This is a genomic window from Rhodothermales bacterium (assembly GCA_013002345.1).
Lineage (GTDB): Bacteria > Bacteroidota > Rhodothermia > Rhodothermales > JABDKH01 > JABDKH01.
On sequence record JABDKH010000239.1, the window covers coordinates 1 to 8,102 of the forward strand.

An 8,102-nucleotide genomic window follows, 5' to 3' on the forward strand; every position below is an offset into this window, starting at 1 on the left:
TCGCTCGCTTCGATGATGAACAGCACGTCGACCATCTTCACGATGGACCTGTACCGGAATTACTTCAAGAAGGGCAGCTCCGAGGGCGAACTCGTAAAGGTCGGGCGCATCGTCGCCCTCGTCGCCATGGTCATCGCCGCGTTGCTGGCACCACAGCTCGCCTCACTCGATCAGGTGTTCCAGTACATCCAGGAGTACACCGGAATGGTGAGCCCGGGCGTGCTGGCCATCTTCATCATGGGACTCTTCTGGAAGAAGTCGACGCCAAACGCCGCACTCGTCTCGGCCATCCTGAGCATTCCGATCTCGTGGCTCATGAAAGTCGCGCTTCCGGGCCTGCCATTCATCGACCGCATGGGAGTCGCTTTTCTGATTTCCGTGGCGCTCATTGTCGTCATCTCGTTGATCGAGGGCAAGGGCAAGGATCACGACCGCGGGATCGTACTCAGCCGCGACATGCTCGTGAGCGATCCGCTGTTCGCCGGACTCGCGTTCGGTATCGTGGGGATCACCGCCGCGCTGTATACGATATTCTGGTAGCCTTGAGTCGTTTTTGCCAGGCCGCTACGTCCGATCCGGCCTTCTGACGACGACTCGATGCCGGGTCTCGTGGACGACACGGTGTAAGAAACCTCGTCGTCAACCATGACCTCACGAATCATTCAGACTTCCCGGCTCACGGGTCGGCTATATTCCGGTATCTCTTCGAATCACTAACTGACCTTCACACGGGTGGCAACACCAACCTTCGATCCGACGGCCCCCTGCATCGTCCTCGCACCGCATCTTCAGTATCCGGCGCGCAATGGCTCGGACATATCGCTGGATCGCATTGCGAAATGCCTGTCGCGTCACGTAGCGCATGTGGATTTGATCGCGGAAGATGTCGTCGTTTCGTTCCGGAACGGAGAAGAACACGGACGCCTGCCGTTTGCCAATGAGATGCGCAGCAAGAGTAGCGCCGGACTTCGGGCGCTCCTGCGCAGAAGTCATTTCTATCTGGAGAAGTTCGTCACACCCGCTTTCTCACGTCGCGCAGCCGAACTCATCGGATCGAACACATACGGGACGATCCTGTACAGCTACATGACGACGACGCGCGCCACGACTCAAATCCGCAGCGAGCAGATTCCGGCCACTCGTCTGGTCTGGACTCACAACGACGAGTTCAAGTGGTTCCGGGATCTCGCCGTCAGTACGCCAGGTCCACTCGGCCGACACGTAGCACGAAACTCGGAGGCCTGGCTGCACGACTTCTTCCGTTCGCATGCCGACGAATACCTGTTGCTGCATGTGACGGAAGAAGACCGGGCAGGCTACGATAGCCTGTATCCCGGCCATCGATGCGCACAGATACCGATCGGGGTCGATCTGCCACCCGACCTCAATCCGCCAGTCGAGCCGGAGCGCCGACCGGTCAAAATGATCTTCGTCGGGTCGCTCGGTGTTCGCATGAATCGGGACGCTCTCGCACATTTCGGGGAACGCTTCCACCCTCTCCTGCTCAAGACATTCGGGCCTGACCTCGAAGTCCACGTGGCGGGCAGTTCACCATCTACCGAGGTCATGGCACTCTGCAATTCTCACGGATGGCAGCTGCATTCGAATCTTCCGGACGCCGAACTGGAAGAGCTCATCGAGTCCGCAACGTTCTCGCTTCTCCCGTTCAGCTACGCCACCGGCGCCAAACTGAAACTCCTGAAGTCGATGGCGCACGGTGTGCCCTTTCTCGCGACCCGAATGGTGGCGGCGCAGGCAGACGCATGCGTATATCCCAGCCTGATGTCGGACGAGCCCGAGGAGTGGGTGCAGCGGATTCAGTCGGTGCTTCGCGAAGGGATCAGCAGTGACCAGCGGGCGAGTCTTCGAGATCGCGCACAGCAGCACTCGTGGGAGGCTTCCGCGCAAACCATTATCGATGCCCTGGCTGACGCGACTTTGGAGACTCACTCGTGATTGATATTCCGATCGTTATCCTGTGCGGCGGGCTGGGAACGCGACTCAAGTCTGTCGTGCGTGACGTTCCGAAGGTTCTGGCAGAAATCAGCGGCCGCCCGTTTCTCGCTCACCTGTTGGATCGACTCCGCGACCACGGTGCGCAAGAGATTCTACTGAGCACCGGCTACAAATCAGAGATGCTAGAGCAGTTTGTTGATGATAGAACTGATGACGGGATGCAGATTCGCTGCATTCGGGAAGACCAGCCGCTTGGCACCGGCGGCGCGCTCCGATTCGTGAGTGACGAAGCGAAGCTGACGTTTCCGTTCGTCGCATTGAACGGCGATACCTTCTTTTCTGGTGACCTCGAGCATCTTATCCGCTTCCATCGGGAGAGCCGCGCTGCGGGTACACTGGCCGTCGTCGAGGTCCCAGCTGCGGATCGATATGGCACGGTAGAGTTTGACAGCAGCACTGGTGAACTCACCACCTTTGAGGAGAAAGCCTCAGGATCCGGACCATCGTGGATAAATGCCGGTGCCTATGTCATTGAGCGCCCGATTCTGGAATTAGTGCCGGAGAAACGCTCAGTGTCGCTCGAACGGGACGTCTTGCCAGCATGGGTAGGCCGCGGTCTGTTCGCATGTCCGTTTCGGCAGGCACAGTTTCTGGATATCGGGACGCCTGACGATTATACTCGGGCTCAGGATCTTCTCGGGTAGCAGATCTTTCCGACGCTTCGATTTCTGTTCATCACATTACTCGCCGGATCCGTGAAACGAATTATTCGCGCTCGTGCGCCACTGAGAATCAGCTTTGCAGGCGGCGGCTCGGACGTGCCTCCGTACGTCGATGAGCGGGGCGGGTGCGTGCTGAACGCGACGATCAATCGCTACGCGTACGTCACCATCGCCCCGAACGATTCCGACGTCATCACACTTAGATCGCTCGACTACGGCGACTCCGTCTCGTATAACATCGGCGACGACGTCCCTCCGTACGACTACCAGATGGACCTTGCCAAGGGCGTCATAAATCGGCTCAAAGTGGGCGACCTGCGTCACGGTTTCGAGTTGTTTACTCATGCAGACTGTCCGCCGGGGTCCGGCCTTGGAGCCTCGTCCACGATGGTCATCGCTCTGTTGGCTGCGTTCGATCGATGGCTCAGGCTGGGCCTGACCCGATACGAGACCGCGAAACTCGCGTATGAAATCGAACGATCCGATCTTGGAATTCAGGGAGGCCGCCAGGATCAGTACGCGGCGGCATTCGGCGGCATCAACTTCATGGAATTCAAGAGGAGCGAGACACTGGTTAATCCGCTTCGAATACCTCCGGAGTGGATCAGCGAACTCGAGTACTCACTCGTGCTCGCGTATACAGGGAAGAGTCGCCTGTCGTCCGACATCATTGCGGACCAGGTAAAGAATTACGCGGACAAATCGAGCGATGCGGTTGATGCGGTCACCGAGACGAAGGCCCTGGCGGAAGAAATGAAGCGGTTGTTGCTGCTTGGCCAACTCTCTGACTTTGGTCGGCTCCTGCATGAGGCGTGGGAGATAAAGAAGAGGCTGTCGCAGCAGATCTCAAGCCCGTTTATCGACAATCTCTATGCCGCGGCACGATCGGCGGGGGCTCTGGGCGGAAAGATATCGGGTGCCGGCGGTGGCGGCTTCATGTACTTCTTCGCGGAGTTCGACCGCAGACACCAGGTGATGGAAGCGTTGACATCGCAGGGTGCCGAAGTCGTACATTTCGGTTTCAGTGATTCGGGAATGCAGCAGTGGATTCTATGACCGACACAGTCCGTGGCTATTCCGCAGGCGATGACGCCATCTCGTGGATCAAGCGTCAGCTCGACGACGCCGCTGCCGTCCATGATGCGATCAGGGCGGATGTCGAGAACCTCGCGGCCATAGCGACAAGCATTGCAGGGTCGCTTCAAAACGGAGGACGCGTCTTCTTCTTCGGCAACGGCGGCAGTGCCGCGGACGCGCAGCACTGGGCCGCAGAGTTGTCCGGGAGATACTACATCGACCGCCCCAGCCTGCCGGCTATCGCACTGACCACAAACTCGTCGCAGCTTACAGCCATCGGAAACGACTACGGCTTCGCCGACGTGTTCGCCCGCCCCTTGAGCGGACTTGCCACCGACGGAGACGTGGCGGTCGCGATTTCAACGAGCGGCACGTCCGAGAACGTACTCCGAGCGATCGATGTGGCCGCCAAATCCGGACTGACGACCATCGGTTTTACAGGCTCCGGCGACAACCCGATGGCCGGGCGCTGCGATTTCGTTGTAACCATTCCATCGACTGACGTCGCTCGCGTACAGGAGGGCCATGAAGTCTGCGCCCACATCATCTGGTCTCTCGTTGAACAAGAAATCTTCGGCGATCAACGCACTCGATAAGACGGGACGAGCCTATGTCACGGTTTAAGGCCGCTTTCCTCGACCGCGATGGTACCCTGAACAAGGAAGTCGAGTACCTGCACCGGATCGAGGACTTCGAATGGATACCGTCGGCCCCGCAGGCGATTCGGCGACTCAATGAAGCCGGCATCCTCGTCCTGGTGGTGACGAATCAGGCAGGTGTTGCGCGTGGGTACTATTCGGAGCAAGACGTTGGCGCACTTCACGACCATATGCGCCGGGAGCTTGCGAAAGAGGGAGCCCACATAGACGCGTTCTACTATTGCCCCCATCATCCCGACGGAACGGTTGCCGAATACCGGCGGGACAGTCACCGCCGGAAACCTGCAACGGGCATGTTCGAACAGGGCCTCGGGGAATGGGGTCTCCAGGCGAAAAACTGCGTGGTGGTCGGAGACAAGAACATCGACATGAAGCCCGGGGAAATGCTCGGGATGACCACAATCCTTGTGCAGACGGGATACGGCGAAGTGGAGACGGAAACGACCGAGGCCGATCACGTGACATCTGACGTTGCAACGGCTACGGACCTGATCCTGACTCTTTAGTCGGCAGCAGATTGCCTACCCGGTCCAGACGGCGTACCCCTGCGTCTGCAACCGCTCTGCGAGATACCGCTCCAGTTTCTCCGCCTCCACCCGGCTATCGATAGGGTTGTAGCGATCGTACAGCTTGGGCCGGAGTTCGATGCCGTGCCGCTCAACGAACCGGTTTGATTTGTAGCCGTTCAGATGTTGTTCGAAGCGCATGTCAGGCGGGTGCACGGAAGAACCCACATAGAGGCATTCCGAACGGCTGGAAGAGCGGGGATTTCGACGTCTGAATTTCGCGTTATTCAGCACTTCCGGAGCAAGGGCGATGACGTAGACGTAGTACGCTCGACGGCTCATGGTGGGCGCGGGACGTGTCCAAGTTGAGACTCAGATTCGGTCGGGAGTCTGCCTGAATTTTCGGCCAGAAGGGCGATTTCTTAACGAAATACATCGAAAATGGCATTCTACACCGTTATTGAATCTGTGGCCTGACTTTTGATAATTAACGATTCGGCCGCAGTATCCGGTTCGCCGGGAGCTGGCCGACAGTTCACGAGAAGTCATCGACGGTGGGCACATCAGGCTTCTCCAATGCCGCATAGCACATGGATTCGAGTCAGAAAGAACAGAACATTGACGCGGTTGTCGACTACCTGCTGAGGGATCAGGATTTCCTGCTCTCAAAGGAGATACGACATCGCGTCGAAGAGCTGAATCAGTTGCTGGTCCAGGCACACAACCAGCAGATGAAGGTCGAATTCAGTGTGACCGACACACCGCTGGAATCCGGCGGAAAAGTGACCCACCTCGACGCTGCGGTATACAAGCGAATCTGAGGCCAGCCGATCGCCCCTTCGTGACGTCTTGCTGAGCTAGAGCTACAGCGAGACGACCCCCTCGACCTCTGCGGCCGCCGAATACACGTCGACCACCTCGTCGCTCGAGTTCATCATCATCTTCGCGGTCACACTCACGTAGTTGCCGCGTGACGAGGCGCGCACCGTAACGGGATGATCGCCGAAAACCTGTTGAATGGCCTCAAGACCAGCGCGGGGGACGATGAACTTGAACAGGTATTCCGTCGGCCAGTTGTTCTGGTCGTCGAGGAGTTTCTGGAAGTTCGTCCACCAACCTTCGTCGTCTTGATAGGCTCTCTGGCAATCCATAATTGACCGCCTGGGGCGGGTGCTGGAGTGATCGTCCGCTGAGCGAACAGTTGCATCGAGGACACTCCAACGTGGTTGCGCGCGAAGCGTTTCGGTGAAAAGCCGGTCCCTGCGGGTGCGGGCCAGGAGTGCCATTAATGGAACCCCGGGGCCTGGTCGATGTTTTGAGGCGTGGAGAATCTACAGTATGCAGACCAGGCGTAGTCTATATCGGAGTGTTGCACGCATCGTCGTCCTGACGATGGGATTGATGAGTGCCATTCCGCTCGCGGGGCACTCGTGCCATGCCAGCACAGAAGACGCTGCAATGGCTCGCAACTGTATGTGCCACAAGGCAGAGCACTCGCACGGGGAAAGCACGGACCACGGCTGCAAGGACGCCGCCCCGGAATCCCCGTCGCCACCTGCTTTCGTGACAGCCGGCCATACCGGCTGCTGCCAGCTCACTTCGGCGGACGTTGATCGTACAGGGTCGGCCGCCGTTGTGTTGACCCAGAATGTGCTGACGGGGCAAACGGCTCTTGTACAGCACGCGCACGCGCCGCCTGGCCCGCGATCGGCCGTCTGCGCAGTGTCTGCGCCGGGTATAGCGGCCCCGCATCCCGTCCCGCTCTTTCTGCTGAATTCTACGTTGCTTCGTTGATCGATTCGCCGTCGCAGGGTCCGACACCCTTCGATACTGCAAATCCCAGACGCGAAAAACGATCAACGTAGCTTATGAACCCCGTCCACGTGCGACATCTGTCGCTATTCGTGGCGATCTGCGTGGCCTTCATGGCCCCGATCGCCCCCCCGGCTCACTCACAGAGTGCGGCTACGGCCGTCCTCCCTCTGGAGACAACCATACGAACGGCGCTGGCAGAGAGCCCCGACCTGGCCATTGCGATCCTCGATGCGGAGGCGCTTGAGCAGATCGGCCCGCAGGCAGGCGCACTGAGCGACCCCATGTTTGGGGTCACGGTGTCACCTCGCCCAATACACACCGCCCGCGGCACCCAGCGATCACAGTGGCGGCTGGAGCAGACGTTTCCGTTTCCGGGCAAACGGAGGCTGAAGAAGGAAATCGCAGACCTGAACGCGCAGGGTGCGCACTATCAGTCGGAGGCCGTCGCGCAAGATCTCGTCCTGCATGTCAGGATGGCCTACGCCCGCCTCTTTGCGATACAGAACGGGCTGCAGGCACTGAGCGATTTCAGGGAGGAGGTACGTCGCTTCGAGGAAGCCGCTGCAGCCCAGTACGAAGTAGGCCGCGGTCCGCAGCAGGCGCTTCTTCGCGCCCAGCTGGAAAAGCACGCACTCGGGAAGCGGGAGCTTAGATTCCGGGCAGAATGGCACGCTGCCGTCAGGACGCTGGGACGCCTGATGAATCGCCCCGACCTGCTGGCTGACACGCTGCTCGTCGAACGGCCCGCTTCACTCGAACGACTTGCCGTCAACGATGCGTACGGACTGGCAGTCAATCAGCGGCCCGAGTTCAGCTTTCTTGACGCGGCCCGTGCCAGCGCGGACAAATCCATCGGCCTTGCCCGCAAAGAATACTTCCCCGACCTGACACTGCAGATTGCCTACATCGATGTGGCGAAGGAGAGCCCTCCCCAGTCGCCGGACGGTGCTAACGCATTTGCGATTGGAGCCGGCATCCGTCTCCCGATATGGCGCGCCAGCCTGCACGCCCGTCGCCAGCAACGCGAGATTGAGCGGCAACGCATCGACGAGCAACAACGGGTGCTCGAGACCGACGTCCAACTCCGCTCAACGGAGCTGCGACACCGCATCCGGCTAGAGCAGCAGAACCTGCAGCTCCTTTCCGGCGGCCTGGTACCACAGGCCGAGATCACGCGCGATGCAGCGCTTGCCGCGTACACCACCGGCAGGGCCGCGTTCATTGATCTTCTCGATGCCGAACGGATGCTGTTCGAACTTCAACTCGACGAAATCTCGGTACGCGAACGCCTTCACGAAGCCGTTGCCACCATGCATCGCGTGCTCGGAACACCTATAGATCTGTAATGGAAATGAACACGCAAAATC

At 59.3% G+C, this 8,102-nt stretch carries 10 protein-coding genes; 8 read left to right on the plus strand and 2 right to left on the minus strand.

All coding sequences use genetic code 11. The annotated features are described in order from the left end of the window. The 6 genes from HKN37_11760 to HKN37_11785 form a co-directional block, all read left to right on the plus strand. Positions 1 to 540: sodium/glucose cotransporter (locus HKN37_11760; GenBank protein NNE47322.1), on the plus strand; the 540-nt coding region annotated here is incomplete at its 5' end. A gap of 192 nt (positions 541 to 732) precedes the next feature. Next, positions 733 to 1,956, plus strand: a complete 1,224-nt coding sequence (locus HKN37_11765) for a glycosyltransferase (protein NNE47323.1) — start codon at positions 733 to 735, stop codon at positions 1,954 to 1,956. Next, positions 1,953 to 2,660: an NTP transferase domain-containing protein gene (locus tag HKN37_11770; GenBank protein ID NNE47324.1), complete on the plus strand. Its 708-nt coding sequence runs from the start codon at positions 1,953 to 1,955 to the stop codon at positions 2,658 to 2,660. The genes HKN37_11765 and HKN37_11770 overlap by 4 nt, the downstream gene beginning before the upstream one ends. An 81-nt stretch (positions 2,661 to 2,741) precedes the next feature. Next, entirely contained in the window at positions 2,742 to 3,734 is a 993-nt protein-coding gene (locus tag HKN37_11775) for a GHMP kinase (protein NNE47325.1), read from the plus strand. Then, positions 3,731 to 4,351, plus strand: coding sequence for an SIS domain-containing protein (locus HKN37_11780; GenBank protein ID NNE47326.1), 621 nt, complete (start codon positions 3,731 to 3,733; stop codon positions 4,349 to 4,351). The genes HKN37_11775 and HKN37_11780 overlap by 4 nt, the downstream gene beginning before the upstream one ends. Positions 4,352 to 4,365: 14 nt before the next feature. Next, the gene (locus tag HKN37_11785) at positions 4,366 to 4,920 is read left to right on the plus strand and encodes an HAD family hydrolase (protein NNE47327.1); all 555 of its coding nucleotides are present in this window, start codon (positions 4,366 to 4,368) and stop codon (positions 4,918 to 4,920) included. 15 nt (positions 4,921 to 4,935) lie between these two features. Here HKN37_11785 and HKN37_11790 read toward each other — a convergent pair whose 3' ends face one another. Continuing rightward, entirely contained in the window at positions 4,936 to 5,262 is a 327-nt protein-coding gene (locus tag HKN37_11790; protein ID NNE47328.1) for a hypothetical protein, read from the minus strand. Between the two features lie 248 nt (positions 5,263 to 5,510). Between HKN37_11790 and HKN37_11795 the strand changes: the two genes are divergently transcribed. Beyond that, positions 5,511 to 5,741: a hypothetical protein gene (locus HKN37_11795; protein ID NNE47329.1), complete on the plus strand. Its 231-nt coding sequence runs from the start codon at positions 5,511 to 5,513 to the stop codon at positions 5,739 to 5,741. A 42-nt stretch (positions 5,742 to 5,783) separates the two neighbouring features. On the opposite strand, the gene HKN37_11800 is transcribed toward HKN37_11795, so the two are convergent. Beyond that, a complete protein-coding gene (locus HKN37_11800) occupies positions 5,784 to 6,071 on the minus strand; it encodes a DUF493 domain-containing protein (protein NNE47330.1) in 288 nt (95 codons plus the stop codon). A gap of 717 nt (positions 6,072 to 6,788) precedes the next feature. Between HKN37_11800 and HKN37_11805 the strand changes: the two genes are divergently transcribed. Continuing rightward, a complete protein-coding gene (locus tag HKN37_11805) occupies positions 6,789 to 8,081 on the plus strand; it encodes a TolC family protein (GenBank protein ID NNE47331.1) in 1,293 nt (430 codons plus the stop codon). The last annotated feature ends 21 nt before the right edge of the window (positions 8,082 to 8,102 follow it).